Genomic DNA, 20577 nt, shown 5'->3' with positions numbered 1-20577 from the left:
AACCGCCGCCCCTCGGCCTCGGGGCTGTCCGGCTCCCACAGGATCGCCGTATCGTCGCCGCGGTCCGCCAGATGCCGGTCGATGCAGTTGACCGAGACGTTGAGCACGCCGTCCTCGAACCAGCGGATGCCGAAATCCCCCTCGTCGAACGACCAGTTGCCCGCCACCGTCGGCGCCTTCACCCAGTCGAGCCGCTTCGCCTGATCAAGCCAGAATGCGTCCGGTGCATCCATGCTCTCGCGGTACAGCCGCTCGTACCCCGCCGCATCGACATGCGCACGCGACGACCAGTCCGACGGTACGGGATAAAGGGCGCGGTCGGGCATGGGGCTCTCCGTTGATCTTTGTCAGGTCCTTCAAGAACGCCTGAAATCCTGAGGGTCAAGGCGGCCACCGCACAAACGCAACGAAACGTCCGATACAAATCGCGACACAAAAGCAGTTGTACCCATGCGGGAGGGTCGCCATCACCTCGTCCGATGACCGTTCGTGCCCTCTCGCTGCTGCTCGTTGCCGCCGTGCCGCTCGCCGGATGCGCGGTCGGCCCCGATTATCGACCCGACACGCCCGCCGCGCTCGGGGTGCCGCCGGCCTATTCGGTGCCCGGCACCGCGACGGCCGAGGACCTGACGAAATGGTGGGAGCGGTTCGACGACCCGCTGCTCCAGCGCCTCGTCGCGCAGGCCGCGCCCGATAATCTCGACGTGGCACAGGCCGTCGCCCGCCTGCGCCAGGCACGCGAACAGTTGGTGCAGGCGCGCGCCGATTTCCTGCCGACGCTGTCGGGCTCGGGCGGCTATTCGCGGCGGCAGGCGATTGCGGGCGGCAGCCAGCAGACGCAACTGCCCGACGGCACGATCATCAACACCGGACAGGGCAGCACCAACAACTTCTCGCTCGGCCTCGACGCCAATTACCAAGTCGACCTGTTCGGCGGCATCCGCCGCTCGGTCGAGGGCGCTCGGGCGAGCTATGCCGCCTCGGGCTATGATTACGCGACGGTGCTGGTGAGCAGTCAGGCGGAGATCGCGCGCAACTACATCCTCGCGCGCGCGGCGCAGGCGCAGATCGCCAATGCGAGGGCGAGCCTCGAAATCCAGGACGACAATCTAGAGATCGCCGGCTTTCGCGTGCAGGCGGGTCTCGTCTCCTCGCTCGATGCCGAGCAGGCGCGCGCGCAGCGGGCACAGACCGCCGCGACGATCCCCAGTCTGGAAGCCAGCTACAACAACGCCGTCTCGCGCCTCGGCGTGTTGACCGGACAGGCGCCGGGCGCGCTCAAGGGCGAGATGACCGCCGTCCGCCCGATCCCGCGCGGGCCGGCGGTGGTCGGCACCGGCATCCCCGCCGAAACGCTCCGCCAGCGCCCGGATGTCCGCGCGGCCGAGCGCAGCCTTGCCGCGGCGACCGCGCAGATCGGCGTGACCGAAGCGCAGCTCTATCCCGCCTTCAACCTGTCGGGCGGGCTCGACACCGCGGCAAGCGCGATCGGTAGGCTGACCGACATCATCACCGGGACGCTGTTCGCGGGGCTGCAGCAGCTGATCTTCGACGGCGGTCGCACCCGCGCCGCGGTCCGCGCGCAGCGCGCCGCCGCCGATGCCGCGTTCCTCAACTACAAGTCCACCGTGCTCACCAGCCTCGAGGATGTGGAGAACGCCGTCGTGGCGCTGCGTACCGCACAGGCGCGCACGGTCCAGTTCCGCATCGCCTTCGATGCGGCGAACAATTCGGCGATCCTCGCGCGCAGCCAGTACCGCGCGGGCCTGACCGATTTCACCACCCTCAACCAGACCGAAACGCAGCTCCTGTCGGCGCGCAACAGCCTGACCACGGCGGCCAGCGACGAGTCGACCGCGCTCGTCCAGCTGTTCGCCGCGCTTGGCGGCGGCTGGGACGCGGGCACCGTCCCGACGATCGACAACACGACGACCCGCGCGCTCGATGCGCGGCAGCAGGACTGACCCCCTTATGGCCGACCAGACCCAAGCCGATATCGACGCGTTCCTCGGCACCAAGTCGCAGCCGAAATGGAAGCGCTACGCCAAATGGGCGCTGATCGCGCTCGGCGTCGTGCTGCTCGTCTGGGGCACGCTGTCCTTCTTCAAGGGCGACGCGAAGACCGATTATGCGACGACGCCGGCACGTCAGGGCAATCTGGAGGTCACGGTGTCGGCGACGGGCAAGCTTGCCCCCACCAATCAGGTGACGGTCGGCTCGCAGCTATCGGGCCTCGTCACGCAGGTCGTGGTCGACGTGAACGACCGCGTGCGCGCGGGCCAGCCGCTGGCGCAGATCGACCCCGAGCAGCTCGACGACCAGATTCGCCAGAACCAGGCGAACCTCGCTGCGCAGCAGGCCGCGGTGCAGCAGGCGCAGGCGACGCTGACGGAGGCGCGCGCGACGCTCAATCGCTTCGAGGAAGTTAGCCGCCTGTCGGGCGGACGCGTGCCGGCCAAGACCGAACTCGACACCGCGCGCGCCGCGGTCGCCCGCGGCGTGGCGGGGGTGCGCACGGCCGAGGCCAACGTTGCTGCGGCCCGCGCGCAGCTCTCGGCCAGCCAGACGCAGCGCGAGCGCGCGATCATCCGCTCGCCCGTCAACGGCGTGGTGCTGGCGCGTCAGGTCGATCCCGGCCAGACCGTCGCCGCCTCCTTCAACACGCCGACCTTGTTCGTGATCGCCGAGGACCTGAGCCAGATGGAGCTGGAGGTCGCGATCGACGAGGCGGACGTGGGCAGCGTCAAGAACGGCCAGCGCGCGACCTTCACCGTCGATGCGTTCCCCGGCGAACGCTTCCCCGCGACGATCAGCCGCGTGGACGTGGGCTCGAACCTGTCGGTGTCGGAGGCGAGCTCGTCGTCGTCCAGCACCGGCTCGACCGGCGCGGCGACGACCGGACAGGTGGTGAGCTATGCCGCCAAGCTGTCGGTCGCCAATGCCGAGCTGCGCCTGCGCCCCGGCATGACCGCGACCGCGGAGATCGTGACGACCGAGCGCCAGAACGTGCTGCTGGTGCCGAACGCGGCGCTTCGCTTCCAGCCCTCGACCGGCAATGGCGCCGATGCGAGCAAGGGCGGGTTGGCCAGCGCGATCGTTCCCGGCCCGCGGCGTCGCCGCGGCGGTGGCGGCGGCGAGCGGACCGCGACGATCGGCCGCGGATCGCAGCAGACCATCTATATCCTCGGCGAGAATAACGAGCCGCAGCCGATCCGCGTGACCGTGGGCGAAAGCGACGGACAGTTGACGGAGATCCTGTCGGGCGGGCTGCGTCCCGGCATGAAGATTATCACCGGCCAGCTTGCCGGCGACAATGCGCGCAAGGGCGGCGGGCAGGGTCGTCGCAGCGGCGGTGGCGGTGCCGGCGGCGGCCAGGGTCGCGGCGGCGCGGGCGGCGGTGGCGGGGGCGGGCAGCGTGGCGCCTGAACCCATCATCCGCCTGCGCGGCGTCACCAAGACCTATGGCGACGGCCCGACCGCGTTCCAGGCGCTGAAGGGCGTCGACCTCGACATCGCGCGCGGCGATTTCGTCGCGGTGATGGGGCCGTCGGGGTCGGGCAAGTCGACGACGATGAACATCCTCGGCTGTCTCGACGTGCCGACCGGCGGCGAGTTTCTGTTCAAGGACGTGCATGTCGAGACGCTGGATCGCGACCAGCGCGCACTGCTTCGCCGCAAATATCTCGGCTTCGTCTTTCAGGGCTTCAACCTGCTCAGCCGGACCAGCGCGCTCGAGAATGTCGAGCTGCCGCTCCTCTATCGCGGCGACGACAAGAAGGTGCGGCGCGAGCGCGGCATGGCGGCGCTCGAAAAGGTCGGGCTCGACAAATGGTGGGACCACACCCCCGCCGAACTGTCGGGCGGCCAGCAGCAGCGCGTCGCGATCGCCCGCGCGATCGTCACCGCGCCTGACGTGCTGCTGGCCGACGAGCCCACCGGCAACCTCGACAGCGAGCGGTCGGTGGAGATCATGAAGCTGCTTACCGACCTCAATCGCAACAGCGGCATCACCGTCCTCATGGTCACGCACGAACCCGACATGGCCGCGTTCGCGCACACCGTCGTCCACTTCAAGGACGGGCTGGTCGAGCGTATCGACCAGAACCACCGGCAGGGTGAGGCGGTCTGATGCTTTTCACCACCTTCACGCTCGCGGTGCGGTCGATCCGGCGACATCTGCTACGCTCGTTCCTTACCATCCTCGGCATCGTCATCGGCGTGGCGGCGGTGGTGACGATGGTGACGCTGGGACAGGCGACAACCGCGGCGGTGCAGCAGCAGATCGCCAGCCTCGGCACCAACATCCTTCAGGTGCGGCCCGGCCAGGGCTTCGGTCGCGGCGGCGGCGGACCGCGGCCGCCCGATTTCGAGCAGGCGGACGTCGATGCCGTGCGTGAGCAGATCGGCGGCGTTACCGCGGTGGCGCCCCAGGCGCAGTCGACCGCGACGGCGATCTACAACGGCGCCAACTGGTCGACGACGATCAACGGCACCACCAACGCCTATTTCCAGGTCCAGCCGTGGAACCTGACCGGCGGGCGCACCTTCTCCCGCGCGGAGGAGGAGGCGGGCAAGGCGGTCTGCATCATCGGCAACACGGTGCGCACCAACCTGTTTCGCGACACCGATGCGATCGGCAAGCGGATGCGCGTCAACAACATCAGCTGCGACGTGATCGGCACGCTGGAAACGCGCGGGCAGGCGGGGTTCGGCGGGGATCAGGACGATATCGTCATCATGCCGATCAAAACGGTGCAGCGCCGCCTGACCGGCAATCGCGACATCCGCCTGATGCTGGTCGGGATCGACGCCGATTACGACAGCGCGCAGGTGCAGGACCAGCTTTCGACATTGCTGCGCGAACGTCGCCGGATCGAGCCGGGGGCGGAGGACAATTTCAACATCTTCGACACCGCCCAGATCAGTGCGACGCTGACCGGCACCACGACGCTGCTCACCAGCATCGTGACGGCGGTGGCGGCGATCAGCCTGGTCGTCGGCGGGATCGGCATCATGAACATCATGCTGGTCAGCGTGACCGAGCGTACGCGCGAGATCGGCATCCGCCTCGCGATCGGCGCGGTCGCGCGTGAGGTGCTGTTGCAGTTCCTGGTCGAGGCGATCGTGCTGTCGATGCTCGGCGGGCTCGTTGGCCTCGTCATCGGTCAGATCGCGATCGCGCTGCTCGCGCCGGTCATGCAGGTGCCATGGATCTTCGTGCCGCAGATCAACCTGATCGCATTCGCGATTTCGGCGGTGATCGGCGTCGTGTTCGGCTTCTTTCCCGCACGGCGGGCGGCGGCGCTAAACCCGATCGATGCGCTCCGCCACGAATAGGCATCAGGCCATGACGTTGCGCCCATGCTCGGTCGAGGCGCGATGCGTGTCCGACACGCGCGGCGAACGCTGGCGGATCGTGTCGACGAACAGCCACTCGTTGGTCGCGCGATCGGGCGTCAGCGTCAGCGCCATATAACCGCGGCGCGACGTGTCGCACCATTTGAGTTCCGGGTTCGCGGCGACCATCGCGGCGGCCACTTGGCGGGGATCGACGCCGATCGCGCTTTCATAACCGGGCGAGGTGACGCCTTGCCCCGCAAACTCCACCGCCGCCGGTTTGCCGTCCTGCGCCAGGTCATAGGCCCAAGCATTGTGGCTGTCGCCGCAGATGACCACGGTGCTGCCGCCATACGCCTGCGCCGATTTGAGGAACCGCGCGCGTGCGGCGGGATAGCCGCCCCAATTGTCGAGGTTGGAGGGCAGGCCGAGCGTCCCTGCCGTCACCCCCGCCTGCACCCAGGCGCGGCTGCGCGGCGCGGCGTCGGGCTTCAGCCAGCTCACCGCCTCGGCCGGCGCGCGGGTGTTGCCCATGATCGTGCCGAAGCCGACCACCTGCCACCGCGTACCGGCCCGCACCGACGCGGCCATCGCGGTATCGAGCCAGCCCTCCTGCTCGGTCCCCATCATCGTCACCGACGGGTCCTGCCACGGGCCATCTCGGAATGCTTTGAGCGCGGGAATCGGATCGCCGCCCTTCAGAAACAGCGGCGCTAGCTCCGGGGGCTGCGAGCGGGCGAACAGCCGCGTTTCGGTGCGATAGAGTGTGGCGAGGCTGCCGATGTCATACGCCTTCCACGGTTCCTCGCTGACGGGCAGCCATTCGCGGTACGCCTGTACCGCGGCCGAGCGGCGGGCGTTCCAGTCACCTTCCTCGGCCTGGTGGTTCTGGGCCCCGCCCTCCCACGAATCGTTGGCCGATTCGTGATCGTCCCACTGGACGACCATCGGCATCGCCGCGTGGAGCGCCTGCAGGTCGCGGTCGGCGCGATAGCTGGCATAGCGCAGGCGATAATCGGCGAGCGCGACGATTTCTTTGAACGGCTGCGGCACGCGGTTCGCCACGACCTGATCCGCCGCCGGGTAATTGGCGGGTGCATATTCGTAGATATAGTCGCCTAGGTGGATGGCGAGGTCGAGGTCCGCCCGTGCCGCCGCATGGGCATAGGCGTTGAAAAAGCCGAAGCCGTAGTTGGAGCAGGAGAAGATTGCCGCCTTGAAGCTCGGCACCGGCCCTTCGGGCAGCGTCTTCGTGCGGCCGACCGGCGACGTGGTGCCGTCCGGCGCGACGAAGCGATAGTGATAGCGGGTGCCGGGCTTGAGGCCGGTGACATGGAGTTTGACCGTGTGGTCGCGCCACGGCCCCGTCACCATCTCCGCCCCGCCGACGACGCGCGCGAAGTCGGGCGTCTCGGCAACCTCCACCTTCACCTTGGCCGGGGCGCCGTCGGCGGGCACGTACCGGGTCCATAGCAGCATCGTGGTCGCGCCCGGCTCCCCGCTCGCCACCGAATGGGTGAAGCCGCGGGCGTTGGCGATGGTCGCCTGGCGTGCGAAGCCCGGCAGCGCGAACGCGCCGAGCCCCAGCGTGCCGGTGACGATCAGCGAGCGGCGGTCGATACGAAGCGTCATGGGGATCGATCCTTCGGATGCGTTGCGGCGATCCTTGGCGCGGGCATGTGGCGTCCGCGTGACAGCGGCGCTAAGTCGCCGAAGTGCGTGTCCGCCTGATCCTGCCGCTGCTGCTCGTCGCGTTCCTTGCGCTCGCGATGGCGCGGCCGATCGACCATGACGAGAGCCAGTATGTCGCTGCCGCGGTCCTGAGCGCCAAGGGGCTGCTGCCCTATCGCGACTATGCCTATCTGCAGACGCCGCTTCAGCCGCTGTTGATGGCGCCGATCGCGGCACTGGCGGGGGCGTGGGTGTGGCCGGCGCTGCGGCTGGTCAACGCGCTGCTCGGGTGGCTGGCGGTGGTCGGCGTATACGTCGCCGCGCGGCGGTCGGGCGCGGGGGAGCGGGCGGCGCTGATCGCGGCGCTCGGGTTGGCGGCGTGCGATATCCTGTTGTTCAGCGCCGCGATGGCCCGCAACGATGCGCTACCCGCGGCGCTGCTGGCGGGGGCGATGGTCGCGATGGCGGGGCGGCCCACGCGGGGGAACGGCGTGCTCCCCGGGCTGTTGCTATCGGGCGCGGCGGCGGCGAAGATCAGCTATGCGCTGCCCGCCGCGGCGGTCGGGCTGTGGATGCTGTGGCGGCGTAAGCAAGTGGGCTGGGCGGCGGTCGGTGCGCTTTTGCCGGTGGTGCTCGTTGCTTGGCTCTGCTGGCTGGCGTCCGCCGATGCGCTGTTCGGCGTGCTGACCTTTCCCGCCAAGGCACCCGCCGAGTTCTACGCCGACCGGCCGTGGAAACTCTCGCTGGCTGCGAAGGCGGTGGATACGCTCAAGTTCCTGGCGCTCGGCCCGGCGCTGCTGGCGGTGGTCGCAGCCTGGAGGGGCCGGGCGTTGGCGGGGCCGTGGTCGTGGCTTGCGCTCGTGGGTGTCGTCGCGGCGTTGCTGCCCGAGCCGACCTGGCGGCAATATTGGCTCCCCGCGCTGCCGCCGTTGTTCGTGATGGCCGCACTGGCGATCGAGCGTCGCCCGCCGAACCGGGCGATGCGGTTGGCGGCGATTCCGTTCGTCGTCGCGGGGCTCGCGCCGAGCTTTGTCGCGCTGGTGACCGGGGGCGGGATGATCGCCGCGATGTGGGAGCGGGCGGCGATCGGCGAGGCGATCGGTGCGCGCGGCACGGTCGCGACGCTATCGCCGCAGTTCGTCGCCGATCCCGACCCGCGGTTTGCTGCCGGCCCCTTCGCCTTCCGCATCCGCCGATTTTTGTCGCCGGAGGACGAGGCTGCACGACGGATCGTCACCCCGCGTACGCTGGCTGCGCAGTTCGCGGCGCGCCCGCCGGGCGCTATCCTGATCGGCGGCGAGGGAAAGTGGACCAGCGGCACCGACGGCGCCGACGCGCCGCTGGAGGCATGGGCACGATCGAACGGATGGCGGCGGGTGCCGCTCGCCTCGCGCCGCTTCCGGTTGTGGGTGCCTTAGGCCGCGCGGGCGCGCCGGGCGGCGACCAGCGTTTCGTAATAGGCGACGAGGTCGCGGGCGTGGTCCACGTCGGTGCGCACCTTCGAGGCCGCCGCCACGCTGGCGGCGCGCAGGATGCGCGGCTCGCGCGCGAACAGGCGGCGGATCGCGTCGGCGGCCGACCGCGCGTCGCGCGCGCGATAGGTTTCGGCGAACGCCGGCTCGGCGAGTTCGGCACAGCCCCCCTCGTCGGGCACGATCAACGGCAGGCCGCTGGCCAGCGCCTCGGACGCGACGAGGCCGAAGGGTTCGACGTCGCTGCCATGGATCAGCGCGTCGCCGCTGGCGAGGATGCGCGTGAACCGCTCGCGGTCATAGACCGGGCGGAACAGGCGGATGTGCGGGCTGTCGGCGGCGCGCTTGGCAAGCTGGCGGCGGTCGGGCCCGTCGCCCAGCAGGATCAGCCCGACGGGCAGGTCGGCGCCCGCGCGCTCGACCGCGTCGATCACCAGCGGCCAGCGCTTCTCGCGGTGATGGCGGCCGAGGCCGAGCAGCAGATGCCCCTCGGGCGGCAGGCCGATCTGTGCGAGCAGCGCACGGCGCAGCCCCTCATCGCGCTTGGCGGGCGAAAAGTCGCCGCGCGGGATGCCGAGCGGCATCGAGGCATGCACCTTGTGCCCGCGCGCGGTGAACCGCTTGGCGAGCGCCGGGCCGTTGGTGACGAACGCATCGAACTGCGCCAGGAACCGCTCGTAGCGGCGCGTGTACCAGCCGAACGCGCGCTCGATCTGCTGCGGGCTTGCCAGCCCCTCGAACCAGCGCAGCGGATAGGCGGCCATGTTGTCGTTGTGCGCGAAGAACACCTTGACCGCATCGCCCTGCCAGTCGCCGACGATCGTCGCGGGGCGCCAGGGCGAGCTCGTCTCGACCACGTCGGGGCGAAGCTCGTCGAGCAGGCGCACGATCGAGGCGCCGTCCCAAAACAGGCAGTAATTCTTGTCCACCACCATCGGCAGCGCCTTCACCCAGAAGATGCGGCCGCCGCCGGGGCGTTCCTCGACCCAGTCGGGCTCGGTCGTCGCGGCGATGACGATCAGTTCGTGGCCCAGATCGGCGAGGATACCCATCTTGCGGTCGATATAGGTCCGGACGCCGCCACCGGTGGGCGAATAGAATTCGTTGACGTCGACGATCCGCATCCGCCGCTCCCTCAATCGCCCACCGGGCCGAAGCCGCCCAGGCCGCGCAGATATTGCGCACGGATGTTGGTGGTCGTCACCCCCGAACCCACCTCGATCACCGCCTGTTCGAGCTTTGGGCGGCTGCGCCCCAGCCGGCGATTACTGGGAAAGCCGGCGCCGTCCTTCCAGAAGTCGAACTTGTTGCGGCCGTCGCGGTCGTGCGTGAGGAGCAGGGCATAGCGGCCGGGGCGCGGCGCTTTGATGCACATCGCCACCTGTCCGCCGGCGGGCGTGTCGGCCCAGACGCGGCGAAAGGTCTTGCCCTCCTTGATGAGGTCGCGGTCGTCCTTGAGGAAATCGCCCTCGTTGGCCGGATAGAGCTCGAGCTTCAGCCGGCCGGTCCGGTCCTTGAGGCCGAGGACGTTGACGCGGATCGCCGGGCCGCCGCCGCCCAGGCACGCCGCCCGGTCGCTGCCCAGCATCTCGCCCTGCGCGCCCGCGGGCGCGGCGACGAGGGCGAGGGCAAGCAGGGCGGACTTCGGGTTCATCGATCTTTCCTCACCAGCGACAGGAGGCCGAAGGCGACGATCAGAACGACGTGCATCAGCAGCGTGAACGCCGCGGTCAAAGCCACCAGTTCCGAAAGCGCCTCCCCCTGTCCGATCAGTATGATCGCGAAGTTGGCGAAAAGAAGGTCCTTGCTGGGCACGAGCGGCAGGCGCGACACGAGCAGGCGCCCGGCGGCGAGGAACAGCCACATGCCGATCGACACCTCCGGCATCGCGAAATGCCAGGCGAGCGCGATCAGCGTCGACCCGCAGATCAGGCGCAGGCAGTGGACGCCGAACACCCACCACAGGTCCCGCTTGCCGAGCGAGAACACGCGGCGCGAGAACAGGAGGAACGGCAGCGACATGCCGATGATGATGACCGTCGACCAGGCAAGCGTCCTGAACTGGTCGGGGGTGAGCAGGCCCGAGGCGAAGGGCAGCGCGACGACAATCATCGCGAGCGTGATCGCGTTGCCCGCGATCGCCGAGAGGATCGACACGTCCTTGACCGCGCCGAAGGGGGCGGCAACCATCTTCATCCGCTGTCGCGCCCAGGCGTAGAAGAACGCCTCGCCCGAATAGCCGAACACCACCTCGTTCGCGATGCGCTTCTTGTGAAGCGCGATCAGGCCGGAAAAGGGGATGCGCCACAGCCGCCGGAAGATGACGTAGTCGAACGTCGGCGGCGACATATAGAGGAGGAAGAAGCAGAGATAGAAGGCTGCATGGGTCGGCACCGAGCGTTCGAGCGCCAGCAGCCCCCGGTCAAACAGTTCGTAGCCGAGCCCGACGACCATCGCGAGGCTCAGGATCGCGCCCAGGATCGCCGGCCAGCGGCGCTTGATCTGGCGAATCGGCTCCAGCGCCTCGATCTCGGGCACGGTGATGCCGGGCGGGGTCGCCGCCGGGATCACGCCAATCTCAGGTTGGTTCACGGGGTCGGTCGTTCCGTTCAGGGCCATGACTCTACACGAAAAAGGGCATGCGCCGCGGCTACCGGCCCATACCCGCACTGGCCCCCAGTCGGCCGCATGTCCCCGCCCTTAGCGGCGGATTGCGGTTCCATTGCGCGAGGATTTGGGCTTTTGCAGGGCACAAGGCAAGCCCATGACACATCCGCTTCCCGCGCGTGCGGGTCACATCCTCTCGTTCGCACAGACGCTGAAGGGCGGCGGGGTGGAGCGCGCGCTGCTGCGGCTGGCGGGCGAATGGGCCGCGCGGGGACGGCGCGTGACGCTGGTGATCGGCGATACCACGGGGCCGCTGGCGGGCGAGTTGCCGGCGGGGGTCGAGGTGCTGGACGGCGGCGGGGGCGGCTATCTTTCGATGGCGCGCGCCGTGGTAGGTGCGGTGCGGGCGATGCGGCCGGATGTGATCTTCTGCCCCGGCAACCACTATACCGGCGCGGCGGCGCTGCTGCGGCCGTTCGCCGATGCGCCGATCGTCGCCAAGCTGTCGAATGCGCTGGCGGGGACGCACCACGGCGCGATCGGGCTCGGCTATCGCGGCTGGCTGCGGCTGCATCCGGTGTTCGTCGATCACCTCGTCGCGATGACCCCGGCGTCGGCCGGGGAGGCGCGGGCGCTGATGCGGGTGCCCGCCGACCGGATCAGCATCATCGCCAACCCGCCCGCGCGTCGGCGGGCGGATGCCGCGCCGCTCGCGCTGCCGGCGGGGCGCTTCATCCTCGGCGTCGGGCGCCTCGCGCCGCAGAAGCGGTGGGAGCGGCTGGTCGCGGCGATGCTGTCGATGCCCGCCGACGTCTCCCTACTGATCCTCGGCGAAGGGCCGGAGCGCGCGGCGATCGAGGCGCAGGCGGCGGCGCTGGGGATCGCGGATCGCGTCCATCTGCCGGGTCATGCCGCCGATCCGCTGCCCGTGATGGCCGCGGCAACGGTCGTCGCGCTCACCTCGGACCATGAAGGCGTGCCCGGCGTGATGCGCGAGGCGCTGGGCGAAGGGACGCCGGTCGTCTCGACCGATTCGAGTGTCGCGATCCCGGAGCTGATCGATTCGCCTGAGAAGGGAACGATCGTCCCGCGCGGCGACGCTGCGGCGCTGGTGGCGGCTTTGACGCGGTGGCTGTCGCCCGATGTTGTCCGGCCCCCGCCGACGCCGGTCGCGGGCGATCCGGCAGGCGATTACCTGACGTTGTTCGACGATCTCGTCAGTTCGGCGCGACCGCATCGGGGTGCGCGGCGCTGACCGGCGGCAGCGCCTGCATCGCCGCGTCGATCGCCGTCAGCCGCGGATAGGGCGCCAAGTCGAGCTTGTAGCGCCGCGCATTGTAGAGCTGCGGCACGAGGCACACGTCCGAAACGTCCGGCGCGTCGCCGCCCAGGAACCGGCCATCGCCCGCCATCGCCTCCAGCGCGGCCAGCCCCTCGGCCACCCAATGCCGGTACCAGTCGTCGCGCGCGGCATCGTCCGCGCCGAAGCGGTGCTTCAGGTCCTTGAGCACGCGCAGGTTGTTGAGTGGGTGGATGTCGCACGCGACCACCAGCGCGCGCGCCATCGCATCCGCGCGGGCCAGCGCATCGGCGGGGGTTAGCGGCGGCTCGGGATGCGCGGCATCCAGCCAGTCGATGATCGCCAGGCTCTGCACCAGCATCCGCCCGCCCGGCAGTTCGAGCACGGGCACGAACCCCTGCGCGCTGCGGGCGAGATGTTCGGGCGTCCGCTGCGACCCGTCGAGCAACGACACGTCGTGGCGGGTGTAGTCCACCCCCTTGAGGTTCAGCGCGATGCGGACGCGGTAGCTTGCCGAAGAGCGGTAATAGTCGTGGAGGACGTATCCGCTCACTTGACCGCCGCCGCCGGCGACCGGTCGGGATGGAGCGACAGGCCGGTGCGACCGGGCCGCAGCGACCCCCACCAGGTCAGCGGGTTCCAGCTGGCCGTCCCGTCGAGCGAGAAGGTGATGAACTCGGCGCGCCCGCCGATGTTCTCCCACGGCACCGGCCCGCCCAGGCCGCCCTGGTCGAGCGGGAAGCGGCTGTCGGCCGAATTGTCGCGATTGTCGCCCATCAGGAAAACGTGGCCGTCGGGCACCATCACCGGGCCGTAGCTGTCACCATAGCTGTATTCAATATCGGCGGTGTCATAGGTCGCGCCGCCGGGCAGCGTTTCGCGGAAGATCGCGATCTTGCAGTACGGCTTGCCGTCGCTCCCGCGCACCAGCGCGCCCGGATAATGGTCGGGATCGCAGCGCGTATTGGCATCGACGGGGATCAGCTTGTCACCCATCGACTTTCGCGGCACCGCCTTGTCGTTGATGAAGAGCTGGCCGCCGCGCACCTCGATCGTGTCGCCGGGCAGGCCGATGACACGCTTGATATAGTCGGTGCGGGTCTCGGGCGGCGTGACGATGACGACGTCGCCGCGCTCGGGCAGGCGGCCGAACAGGCGTCCGGCCATCGGGGGGAGCAGGTGGAAGGTCGGCGAGATGAACGAATAGCCGTACGGATATTTCGTCACCACCAGCCGGTCGCCGACGAGCAGCCCCGGCATCATCGATTCGGACGGGATGTAGAAGGGTTTGGCCACCAGGCTGTGGAAGCCGAGCACGACGAGGATCAGGACGGCGATACTGCGAAGCTCCGCCAGCCAGCCGCCGTCTTTCTTCTTCTTTTTCCGTTCATCGGTCGAAAGGGGCGGGGTGTTCAACGCCAGGTCGTCGGATGCCATCAGGCCTTCATCTCCATCGGCACCGCTTCGATCACGACGAACGCCTGTGCCCAGGGATGGTCGTCGGTCAGCGTCAGATGCACGCGGGCGAAGTGGCCCTCGGGCGTCAGGGCGTCAAGCCTCGCCTTCGCACCGCCGGTCAGGGCGAGCGTCGGCGCGCCGCTGGGGGCGTTGACGACGCCGATGTCGCGCATGAACACGCCGGCCTTGAACCCGGTGCCTACAGCCTTGGAAAATGCTTCCTTGGCGGCGAAGCGCTTGGCGAGCGTGCCGGCGCGAGTGAGGGGGCGGCGCGCGGCCTTTGCCTGCTCCTTCTCGGTGAACACCCGGTCGAGGAACCGCTGCCCGAAGCGATCGAGCGACGCCTGGATCCGCTCGATGTTGCAGAGGTCGGAGCCGAGGCCGACGATCATGTCAGATGTTCCACCAGAAATGGATTTGGGCCGCAATCGCCGACAGCAGCACCGCGGACGCCACTCCGTGACGATGCCGGGCTGTCAGCCACGCTGCAATGCCACTCAATGTAACGGTCGCGGGCAATTGCCAGACTTCGATCAAAAACTCTGTCGGCGATGGGCCGTGCGCGCCGAGGCTCATCGCGATCAGAAATAAAAACCCGCCCGCGAGCGCGGCGAGTATTGTCATTAGCGACAGCGTTAGAATGATAGCTTGAGCAACTTCATCTCGGCGGGCGATCACCGCGCCTCGTCCATCAGGCTGCGCATCCGCCGCACGACTGGCCCAAGCCCGTCGAAGATCGCCTCGCCGATCAGAAAATGGCCGATGTTGAGCTCGCGAAGCTGCGGGATCGCCGCGATGGGGACGACATTGTCGAAGGTGAGGCCGTGGCCGGCATGGACCTCGATCCCGTTCTTGGCGGCGAGCGCGGCGGCGTCGGCGATGCGGCGCAGTTCGGCGGCCTGTGCCTCGCCCTCGAGCTCGCAATAGCGGCCGGTGTGGAGCTCGACGACGGGAGCCTTCAGCCGGACCGCCGCCTCGATCTGGCGCGGGTCGGGTTCGATGAAGAGCGAAACGCGGATGTTGGCGGCGGCCAGTTCGCTCACCATCGGGGCCAGGTGATTATGCTGGCCCGCGGCGTCGAGGCCGCCCTCGGTCGTGCGCTCCTCGCGCCGTTCGGGGACGATGCACGCGGCGTGCGGGCGGTGGCGAAGGGCGATGCCCAGCATCTCCTCGGTCGCCGCCATTTCGAGGTTGAGGGGAATGGTCAGCCCCTCCGCCAGCCGCGCGATGTCGTTGTCGGTGATGTGTCGCCGATCCTCGCGCAGGTGCGCGGTGATGCCGTCCGCCCCCGCCTCTGCCGCCAATAGCGCCGCGCGAACCGGATCGGGGTAGCCCGACCCGCGCGCGTTTCTGACGGTCGCGACATGGTCGATGTTGACGCCGAGGCGCAGGGGCAGGCTCACGCCGCGCGGCTCCCCGGCTTGATCGCGGGGATCGCCGCCAGCTCGGGCGGGAGCGCGTCGGCTTCGTAGGTCGGCACGTCGATGCGGATCAGCGGGAAGAACGGCACGCCGAGGTCCGCGGTCCCGCCCGAGCGATCGACCAGGCTGGCGGCGGCGACCACGGTGCCGCCGGCGCGGCCGATCGCCGCGATCGCCTCTCGCGACGAAAGCCCGGTGGTCACCACGTCCTCCATCATCAGCACCCGTGCGCCCGCGTCGAGGCGGAAGCCGCGGCGCAGTTCGAATACCCCCTCGGGCCGCTCGAGGAACATCGCCGGCACGCCCAGCGCCCGGCCCATTTCGTGCCCCGCGATCACTCCGCCCATCGCCGGCGAGACGACCGCATCGATCGAGTCGCGCAGGTCGGCGGGCAGGGTCGCCGCCAACGCCTCGGCAAGCCGCGCGCCGCGGCGCGGGTCCATCAGCACGCGCGCGCATTGCAGGTAGCGCGGGCTGCGCAGCCCCGACGACAGGATGAAATGGCCCTCGAGCAGTGCGTCGGCGGCCCGGAATTCGGCAAGGATTTCGTCATCGGTCATACCGGCGTGATTAGGCGCGCGCACCGGCCACCGCAACACGGCCCTCGGGGGTCGTGGCCCAAAGAAGGGGCGCGCAGTGCTTGAGGCTCGCGGAAAGCGTGCGTATAGGCCCGAAAAGGAGCGCCCTTTCGAGAGCGCCTGGGGTGGGGCGCAAAGCCCGTGCCGACAAGCATGTGGGATGACCTGAGACGATGCGCAAACAGGGACTGACGATTTTCGCGCTGGCGGGCGCGCTGGCGATCGCCGGCGCGGCCACCGCGCAGACGCCGCCGCCGACCGCCGCCGCAGGCGCGCCGGCAGCGACGCAAACCACGGCGCCCGCGCCGGGTGCGCCGGGTGAGGGCGCGCCCGCCGCTGCGGCCCCGGCCGCCGCTGCCAAGCCCGCCGACCCGACGCTCGACGCCACGGGCGAGCCGCTGCTCAAGGTGCGTCCCGGCATCGGCCAGCCGACCGACCGCGCGATCGGCATCCAGCATCAGGCGACCGAACTCGGCGAAAGCGCCGAGTGGTTCCACAACGTCATCCTGCTGCCCGTCATCACGATCATCTCGCTGTTCGTGCTCGGCCTGCTCGGCTGGGTCGTTCTGCGCTATCGTCGCGGGGCCAATCCGACGCCGTCGAAGACCAGCCACAACACGGTGATCGAGGTGATCTGGACCGCCGCGCCGGTCATCATCCTGGCGCTGATCGCGATCCCGTCGATCCGGCTGCTCGCCGCGCAGTACGAGCCCGCGCCCGACAATGCCGTGACGCTGAAAGCGATCGGCAACCAGTGGTACTGGACCTACGAGTTCCCGGATCACGGCGGCTTCTCGGTCACCGCGAACCTGCTCAAGGAAAAGAGCGAGGTGCCCGCCGGCCAGCGTTACCGCACCGACGCCGACGGCCCGCGCCTGCTGGCGGTCGACAACCGCATCGTCCTGCCCGTGGGCGTGCCGATCCGGCTCATCACCACGGCGAACGACGTGATTCACAGCTGGGCGATGCCGGCCTTCTGGGTGAAGCTCGATGCGGTACCCGGCCGCCTCAATGAAAAGAGCTTCACGATCAAGGAGCCGGGCCTCTATTTCGGCCAGTGTTCGGAGCTGTGCGGTGCGCGCCATGCGTACATGCCGATCGCGGTCGAGGCGGTGGCGCCCGACGTGTTCGCCCGCTGGGTCGCGTCGAAGGGCGGCACGATGCCGGGCGCGGCGCCCGCTGCCGCGCCGGCCGCGACGCCCGCCGCTGCTGCGCCCGCGCCGGCCCCCGCTGCTGCCGACGCCGCGACCTCGAACCAGACTGAAGCTGGCGCTGCCACCGGCAACGCCGCGACGGAAAGCTGAGCCATGACCGATACCGCACTCAATCCCAGCGCCTTCCAGGCGCATGGCGATCATGGTCATCACCATGATGCCGCGCACGACCATCCGGGCTTCTTCGCCCGCTGGTTCATGTCGACCAACCACAAGGACATCGGCACGCTCTATCTGATCTTCGCGATCTTCGCGGGGATTGTGGGCGGCGCGATCTCGGGCCTGATGCGCGCTGAGCTCGCCGCGCCGGGCATCCAGTATCTGCCGACCTGGGCCGCGATGCTGTCGGGCGGCGACGTGACGTTCGACCAGGCGCTGAACCTGTGGAACGTGCTCATCACCGCGCACGGCCTCATCATGGTGTTCTTCATGGTGATGCCGGCGATCATCGGCGGGTTCGGCAACTGGTTCGTGCCGATCATGATCGGTGCGCCGGATATGGCGTTCCCGCGCATGAACAACATCTCGTTCTGGCTCCTGCCGCCGTCGTTCATGCTGCTCCTCGCCTCGCCCTTCTTCGGCGGCGGTGCGGGCACGGGCTGGACGGTCTATGCGCCGCTCTCGACCTACGGCTCGCCGGGGCCGGCGGTCGACATGGCGATCCTGTCGCTCCACCTGTCGGGTGCCAGCTCGATCCTGGGCGCGATCAACTTCATCACCACCATCTTCAACATGCGCGCGCCGGGCATGACCCTGCACAAGATGCCGCTGTTCGTGTGGTCGGTGCTGGTCACGGCGTTCCTGCTGCTGCTCGCGCTCCCGGTGCTGGCCGCGGCGATCACGATGCTGCTGACCGACCGCAATTTCGGCACCACCTTCTACGATCCGGCCGGCGGCGGCGACCCGGTGCTTTACCAGCACCTGTTCTGGTTCTTCGGCCACCCCGAAGTCTACATCATGATCCTGCCGGGCTTCGGCATCGTCAGCCAGATCGTCGCGACGTTCAGCCGCAAGCCCGTCTTCGGTTACCTCGGCATGGCGTACGCCATGGTCGCGATCGGCGTGGTCGGCTTCGTCGTGTGGGCGCACCACATGTTCACCACCGGCCTCAGCGTGAACACCAAGATGTACTTCACCGCCGCGACGATGGTGATCGCGGTGCCCACGGGCATCAAGATCTTCTCGTGGATCGCGACGATGTGGGGCGGGTCGATGAGCTTCAAGACCCCGATGGTCTGGGCGATCGGCTTCATCTTCATGTTCACCGTGGGCGGCGTCACGGGTGTGGTGCTCGCCAATGGCGGCGTCGACGACTACATGCACGACACCTATTACGTCGTCGCGCACTTTCACTACGTGCTGTCGCTGGGTGCGGTGTTCGCGCTGTTCGCAGGCTTCTATTACTGGTTCCCCAAGATGTCGGGGAAGATGTACTCGGAACTACTCGGCCAGCTGCACTTCTGGGTGTTCTTCGTCGGCGTGAACGTGCTGTTCTTCCCGATGCACTTCCTCGGGCTTCAGGGCATGCCGCGTCGCTACCCAGACTATCCGGACGCCTTTGCGTTCTGGAACCACATCGCTAGCGTCGGCTACGGCATCATGGCGATCGGCGTGATGATCTTCCTGGTCAACATCGTCTACTCGCTGGTCGCCGGCCGCAAGGCGGAGGGCAATCCGTGGGGCGAGGGTGCGACGACGCTGGAATGGACGCTGACCAGCCCGCCGCCGTTCCACCAGTTCGAGACGCTGCCCGTCATCGAGGATGGCAAGCACCACTGATCCCAGCACCCCAGCGGGTCGCAAAGGAAGCGGGCGGTCCGAAAGGGCCGCCCGTTTTCGTAGATGCAGCAGCGGATCGCTGCTCTTTCCCCTCGCGCGACTTGACGTTATGGGAAGCGCCCATGACCCCCACCGCTACGACCCTGTCGGCCGCGCCGCCGGTCGCCGACTGGCGCGACTTCCTCGCTCTGTGCAAACCGCGCGTGCTGACGCTCGTCGTCTTTACCGGCCTGTGCGGGCTGCTCGCCGCGCCGGTGAGCGTGCATCCGGTGATCGGCTTTACCGCGATCCTGTGCATCGCGATGGCGGCGGGCGCGGCGGGCGCGCTCAACCAGTGGTACGAATCGGACATCGACGCGCTGATGAAGCGCACGCGAGCCCGGCCGCTGCCCGCCGGCCGCATGTCGCGCGAATCGGCGCTGCATTTCGGCGTCGGGCTCGGCGGCTTCTCGGTCGTGCTGATGGGGCTGGCGACCAACTGGGTGACGGCGGCGATCCTGCTCGTCTCGATCCTGTTCTACGTCATGGTCTATACCGTCTGGCTGAAGCGCCGGACGCCGCAGAACATCGTCATCGGCGGCGCCGCGGGCGCCTTCCCGCCGATGATCGGCTGGGCGGCGGCGACGGGCGATGTGACGCTGATGCCGGTGCTGCTCTTCACGCTCATCTTCCTGTGGACGCCGCCGCATTTCTGGGCGCTCGCGCTGTTCGTGAAGACCGACTACGGCAATGCCGGCGTGCCGATGCTGCCGGTGGTAGCGGGCGAGCGGGTGACGCGCCAGCAGATCGGCCTCTACACCATCCCGATGGCCGTCGCCGCGGTCGCGCCCTGGCCGCTGGCGCTGGCGGGCTGGATCTATGGCACTGTGGCGGTCGCGACGACGCTGATCTTCGCCGTGCTCGCCGCGGTGGTGACGTTCCGCACCAGCGACGCGGGCATGAAGCCGGAAAAGCAGCTGTTCAAATATTCGATCCTCTATCTCTTCATCCTGTTCGGCGCGCTGGTAGTCGACCGCTGGGTGCTGGCATGAGCCCGGAGGAGGAGCGGGTGATCCGCGCGCGCCAGGCGGGCCGCGCGAAGGTGATGGCGCTGCTGCTCGGCGGGTTCGTGCTGCTCGTCTTCGCGATCAGCATCGTCAAGATGACGCACTGACATGGACCGCAACGCCCGCACCGCGCTGCTCGCCGCGATCGGCGTCGCCAGCATGACCGGCCTCGGCTTCGCCAGCGTTCCGCTCTACCGTGTCTTCTGTCAGGTCACCGGCCTCAACGGCACCACGCAAAAGGCGGCGGCGGCGCCCGGCGCGGTCAAGGGCAAGATCGTCACCGTTGCCTTCGACAGCAACGTGTCGAAGGACATGCCCTGGCAGTTCGCGCCCGAGCAGCGGACCGAGCGTGCGGCATTGGGCGCGCGCAAGATGGCGTTCTTCACAGCGAAAAACCTCAGCGACAAGGCCGTAACCGGCACCGCCACGTTCAACGTGACCCCCGACCAGGCGGGCAAGTATTTCAACAAGATCCAGTGCTTCTGTTTCTCGGAGCAGACGCTGAAGCCGGGCGAGGAAGTGCGGATGCCGGTGGTCTATTTCGTCGACCCCAAGCTGGCCGACGATCCGGATGCCGCCAGCGTGCAGGAGATCACGCTCAGCTACACCTTTTACCCGGTGGATTCGGGCAAAAAGGCAAGCTAGAGCAAGCCAAAGCATTGCCTGAAAAAGGCCGAAGGACAGGGACGAGTAG

The 20577-nt window shown here is 68.8% G+C and carries 22 protein-coding genes; 11 read left to right on the top strand and 11 right to left on the bottom strand.

Annotated elements, in window-relative coordinates; translation table 11 throughout:
- The coding region (locus FHR19_RS17170; RefSeq protein ID WP_281375743.1) for an acetyl-coenzyme A synthetase N-terminal domain-containing protein at positions 1-326 on the bottom strand (326 nt) is incomplete at its 3' end.
- A gap of 153 nt (positions 327-479) precedes the next feature.
- On the opposite strand from FHR19_RS17170, the gene FHR19_RS17165 reads away from it, so the two are divergent.
- Genes FHR19_RS17165 through FHR19_RS17150 form a run of 4 tightly spaced genes read left to right on the top strand, consistent with a single transcriptional unit; the run spans position 480 to position 5337 of the window.
- Positions 480-1964 (top strand): efflux transporter outer membrane subunit, encoded by a 1485-nt coding sequence (locus tag FHR19_RS17165; protein ID WP_184031098.1) that lies wholly within the window; start codon positions 480-482, stop codon positions 1962-1964.
- 7 nt (positions 1965-1971) lie between these two features.
- Positions 1972-3426: an efflux RND transporter periplasmic adaptor subunit gene (locus FHR19_RS17160; RefSeq protein WP_184031095.1), complete on the top strand. Its 1455-nt coding sequence runs from the start codon at positions 1972-1974 to the stop codon at positions 3424-3426.
- Positions 3416-4129: an ATP-binding cassette domain-containing protein gene (locus FHR19_RS17155; RefSeq protein WP_184031093.1), complete on the top strand. Its 714-nt coding sequence runs from the start codon at positions 3416-3418 to the stop codon at positions 4127-4129. Before FHR19_RS17160 ends, FHR19_RS17155 begins: the two co-directional genes overlap by 11 nt.
- Positions 4129-5337, top strand: a complete 1209-nt coding sequence (locus FHR19_RS17150) for an ABC transporter permease (protein WP_184031092.1) — start codon at positions 4129-4131, stop codon at positions 5335-5337. The genes FHR19_RS17155 and FHR19_RS17150 overlap by 1 nt, the downstream gene beginning before the upstream one ends.
- A gap of 3 nt (positions 5338-5340) precedes the next feature.
- Here the strand turns inward: FHR19_RS17150 and FHR19_RS17145 are convergent, their stop codons facing one another.
- Complete coding sequence (locus FHR19_RS17145) at positions 5341-6969, bottom strand: alkaline phosphatase D family protein (RefSeq protein WP_184031090.1); 1629 nt, start codon at positions 6967-6969, stop codon at positions 5341-5343.
- 83 nt (positions 6970-7052) lie between these two features.
- Between FHR19_RS17145 and FHR19_RS17140 the strand changes: the two genes are divergently transcribed.
- A complete protein-coding gene (locus FHR19_RS17140) occupies positions 7053-8426 on the top strand; it encodes a DUF2029 domain-containing protein (protein WP_184031087.1) in 1374 nt (457 codons plus the stop codon).
- On the opposite strand, the gene FHR19_RS17135 is transcribed toward FHR19_RS17140, so the two are convergent.
- Genes FHR19_RS17135 through FHR19_RS17125 form a run of 3 tightly spaced genes read right to left on the bottom strand, consistent with a single transcriptional unit; the run spans position 8423 to position 11099 of the window.
- The gene (locus FHR19_RS17135; RefSeq protein ID WP_184031084.1) at positions 8423-9604 is read right to left on the bottom strand and encodes a glycosyltransferase; all 1182 of its coding nucleotides are present in this window, start codon (positions 9602-9604) and stop codon (positions 8423-8425) included. The genes FHR19_RS17140 and FHR19_RS17135 overlap by 4 nt on opposite strands.
- A gap of 11 nt (positions 9605-9615) precedes the next feature.
- Positions 9616-10134, bottom strand: a complete 519-nt coding sequence (locus tag FHR19_RS17130) for a DUF2141 domain-containing protein (protein WP_184031081.1) — start codon at positions 10132-10134, stop codon at positions 9616-9618.
- Positions 10131-11099 carry a hypothetical protein gene (locus FHR19_RS17125; RefSeq protein ID WP_425505981.1) on the bottom strand — a complete coding sequence of 323 codons (969 nt, stop codon included), beginning with the start codon at positions 11097-11099 and terminating at the stop codon, positions 10131-10133. Before FHR19_RS17125 ends, FHR19_RS17130 begins: the two co-directional genes overlap by 4 nt.
- Before the next feature lie 145 nt (positions 11100-11244).
- Here FHR19_RS17125 and FHR19_RS17120 point away from each other — a divergent pair, with 145 nt between their 5' ends.
- A complete protein-coding gene (locus tag FHR19_RS17120) occupies positions 11245-12342 on the top strand; it encodes a glycosyltransferase (RefSeq protein WP_184031080.1) in 1098 nt (365 codons plus the stop codon).
- On the opposite strand, the gene maiA is transcribed toward FHR19_RS17120, so the two are convergent.
- The 6 genes from maiA to pyrE are packed head-to-tail and all read right to left on the bottom strand — an operon-like array spanning position 12305 to position 15826.
- Positions 12305-12940 (bottom strand): maleylacetoacetate isomerase, encoded by a 636-nt coding sequence (maiA, locus tag FHR19_RS17115; protein ID WP_184031077.1) that lies wholly within the window; start codon positions 12938-12940, stop codon positions 12305-12307. The genes FHR19_RS17120 and maiA overlap by 38 nt on opposite strands.
- Positions 12937-13824 carry a signal peptidase I gene (gene lepB / locus FHR19_RS17110; RefSeq protein ID WP_184031074.1) on the bottom strand — a complete coding sequence of 296 codons (888 nt, stop codon included), beginning with the start codon at positions 13822-13824 and terminating at the stop codon, positions 12937-12939. Before lepB ends, maiA begins: the two co-directional genes overlap by 4 nt.
- Positions 13824-14237, bottom strand: a complete 414-nt coding sequence (gene acpS, locus FHR19_RS17105; RefSeq protein ID WP_184031071.1) for a holo-ACP synthase — start codon at positions 14235-14237, stop codon at positions 13824-13826. Before acpS ends, lepB begins: the two co-directional genes overlap by 1 nt.
- Position 14238: 1 nt before the next feature.
- On the bottom strand, positions 14239-14469 hold the full coding sequence (locus FHR19_RS17100; RefSeq protein ID WP_184031068.1) for a hypothetical protein: 231 nt from the start codon (positions 14467-14469) through the stop codon (positions 14239-14241).
- Between the two features lie 50 nt (positions 14470-14519).
- Positions 14520-15248 carry a pyridoxine 5'-phosphate synthase gene (locus FHR19_RS17095; RefSeq protein ID WP_184031065.1) on the bottom strand — a complete coding sequence of 243 codons (729 nt, stop codon included), beginning with the start codon at positions 15246-15248 and terminating at the stop codon, positions 14520-14522.
- Positions 15245-15826, bottom strand: a complete 582-nt coding sequence (gene pyrE / locus FHR19_RS17090; RefSeq protein ID WP_184031062.1) for an orotate phosphoribosyltransferase — start codon at positions 15824-15826, stop codon at positions 15245-15247. The genes FHR19_RS17095 and pyrE overlap by 4 nt, the downstream gene beginning before the upstream one ends.
- A 191-nt stretch (positions 15827-16017) precedes the next feature.
- On the opposite strand from pyrE, the gene coxB reads away from it, so the two are divergent.
- The 5 genes from coxB (at position 16018) to FHR19_RS17070 (ending at position 20528) form a co-directional block, all read left to right on the top strand.
- Complete coding sequence (gene coxB / locus FHR19_RS17085; RefSeq protein WP_184031059.1) at positions 16018-17148, top strand: cytochrome c oxidase subunit II; 1131 nt, start codon at positions 16018-16020, stop codon at positions 17146-17148.
- A 3-nt stretch (positions 17149-17151) separates the two neighbouring features.
- Positions 17152-18837, top strand: a complete 1686-nt coding sequence (ctaD, locus tag FHR19_RS17080; protein WP_184031056.1) for a cytochrome c oxidase subunit I — start codon at positions 17152-17154, stop codon at positions 18835-18837.
- 122 nt (positions 18838-18959) lie between these two features.
- The gene (locus tag FHR19_RS17075) at positions 18960-19868 is read left to right on the top strand and encodes a heme o synthase (RefSeq protein ID WP_184031053.1); all 909 of its coding nucleotides are present in this window, start codon (positions 18960-18962) and stop codon (positions 19866-19868) included.
- Entirely contained in the window at positions 19865-19990 is a 126-nt protein-coding gene (locus FHR19_RS17925) for a hypothetical protein (RefSeq protein ID WP_281375741.1), read from the top strand. The genes FHR19_RS17075 and FHR19_RS17925 overlap by 4 nt, the downstream gene beginning before the upstream one ends.
- Position 19991: 1 nt before the next feature.
- On the top strand, positions 19992-20528 hold the full coding sequence (locus tag FHR19_RS17070; protein ID WP_184031050.1) for a cytochrome c oxidase assembly protein: 537 nt from the start codon (positions 19992-19994) through the stop codon (positions 20526-20528).
- The last annotated feature ends 49 nt before the right edge of the window (positions 20529-20577 follow it).

It is taken from the genome of Sphingomonas yantingensis, from assembly GCF_014199325.1.
GTDB classification, from domain to species: domain Bacteria; phylum Pseudomonadota; class Alphaproteobacteria; order Sphingomonadales; family Sphingomonadaceae; genus Sphingomonas; species Sphingomonas yantingensis.
This window is presented reverse-complemented; position numbering and strand designations above follow the sequence as displayed.

What these genes read in the sequence shown, in the direction of transcription:
- pyrE (WP_184031062.1), bottom strand. Translation starts at nt 15,826, where the DNA reads ATGACCGATGACGAAATCCTTGCCGAATTCCGGGCCGCCGACGCACTG.
- FHR19_RS17130 (WP_184031081.1), bottom strand. Translation starts at nt 10,134, where the DNA reads ATGAACCCGAAGTCCGCCCTGCTTGCCCTCGCCCTCGTCGCCGCGCCC.
- FHR19_RS17075 (WP_184031053.1), top strand. Translation starts at nt 18,960, where the DNA reads ATGACCCCCACCGCTACGACCCTGTCGGCCGCGCCGCCGGTCGCCGAC.
- FHR19_RS17165 (WP_184031098.1), top strand. Translation starts at nt 480, where the DNA reads ATGACCGTTCGTGCCCTCTCGCTGCTGCTCGTTGCCGCCGTGCCGCTC.
- coxB (WP_184031059.1), top strand. Translation starts at nt 16,018, where the DNA reads ATGCGCAAACAGGGACTGACGATTTTCGCGCTGGCGGGCGCGCTGGCG.
- FHR19_RS17100 (WP_184031068.1), bottom strand. Translation starts at nt 14,469, where the DNA reads ATGACAATACTCGCCGCGCTCGCGGGCGGGTTTTTATTTCTGATCGCG.
- lepB (WP_184031074.1), bottom strand. Translation starts at nt 13,824, where the DNA reads ATGGCATCCGACGACCTGGCGTTGAACACCCCGCCCCTTTCGACCGAT.
- FHR19_RS17160 (WP_184031095.1), top strand. Translation starts at nt 1,972, where the DNA reads ATGGCCGACCAGACCCAAGCCGATATCGACGCGTTCCTCGGCACCAAG.
- FHR19_RS17925 (WP_281375741.1), top strand. Translation starts at nt 19,865, where the DNA reads ATGAGCCCGGAGGAGGAGCGGGTGATCCGCGCGCGCCAGGCGGGCCGC.
- FHR19_RS17120 (WP_184031080.1), top strand. Translation starts at nt 11,245, where the DNA reads ATGACACATCCGCTTCCCGCGCGTGCGGGTCACATCCTCTCGTTCGCA.
- acpS (WP_184031071.1), bottom strand. Translation starts at nt 14,237, where the DNA reads ATGATCGTCGGCCTCGGCTCCGACCTCTGCAACATCGAGCGGATCCAG.
- FHR19_RS17070 (WP_184031050.1), top strand. Translation starts at nt 19,992, where the DNA reads ATGGACCGCAACGCCCGCACCGCGCTGCTCGCCGCGATCGGCGTCGCC.
- FHR19_RS17150 (WP_184031092.1), top strand. Translation starts at nt 4,129, where the DNA reads ATGCTTTTCACCACCTTCACGCTCGCGGTGCGGTCGATCCGGCGACAT.
- FHR19_RS17145 (WP_184031090.1), bottom strand. Translation starts at nt 6,969, where the DNA reads ATGACGCTTCGTATCGACCGCCGCTCGCTGATCGTCACCGGCACGCTG.
- ctaD (WP_184031056.1), top strand. Translation starts at nt 17,152, where the DNA reads ATGACCGATACCGCACTCAATCCCAGCGCCTTCCAGGCGCATGGCGAT.
- FHR19_RS17125 (WP_425505981.1), bottom strand. Translation starts at nt 11,099, where the DNA reads ATGGCCCTGAACGGAACGACCGACCCCGTGAACCAACCTGAGATTGGC.
- FHR19_RS17135 (WP_184031084.1), bottom strand. Translation starts at nt 9,604, where the DNA reads ATGCGGATCGTCGACGTCAACGAATTCTATTCGCCCACCGGTGGCGGC.